This window comes from Pseudomonas onubensis, from assembly GCF_965653655.1.
GTDB lineage: Bacteria > Pseudomonadota > Gammaproteobacteria > Pseudomonadales > Pseudomonadaceae > Aquipseudomonas.
The window spans coordinates 1-381 of record NZ_CBFHAZ010000338.1 but is presented as its reverse complement, the minus strand read 5'-3'; the positions used below and the strand labels follow the sequence as shown (position 1 = coordinate 381).

Sequence of the window (381 nt, the reverse complement as noted above, 5' to 3'; positions counted from 1 at the left end):
TCATTTTACTGGCAGGGTACGCATTACGAAGGGGTTTACCATAAGTCCGGTGACATTGAATGGGGACACACACATCCGGGAAAAGAAGAGCCGGCTCTCGTAAAAGAGCTGCACGAATTAATGCTTTATCACATATATGACTGAAAGCTAAAAGCTCAGCCGCATCAGGCTGGGCTTTTCTTTTCCCTTCCGCTATTTACCACCCGGTTTTCCGAATGAGATGCCCTTTGATTCACCATAATACGTAGTACAAAGCGGCAAACAGCATTGGGTGAAGCCGAGCTGGCAATGGTTTTCATTCCGAAAATCATCGGCTGGTGCAATTCCAGCAAACCCAACCATACTACTTAATAAAGGAGATCATACAAATGGCAAACAACA

Annotated in this window: 1 protein-coding gene; it reads left to right on the top strand. The window is 45.1% G+C overall.

Features of this window, described 5'->3' with window-relative positions; all coding sequences use genetic code 11:
• Positions 1-144: DUF5342 family protein (locus ACTD9P_RS30235; RefSeq protein WP_438870518.1), on the top strand; the 144-nt coding region annotated here is incomplete at its 5' end.
• Positions 145-381 lie beyond the last annotated feature (237 nt).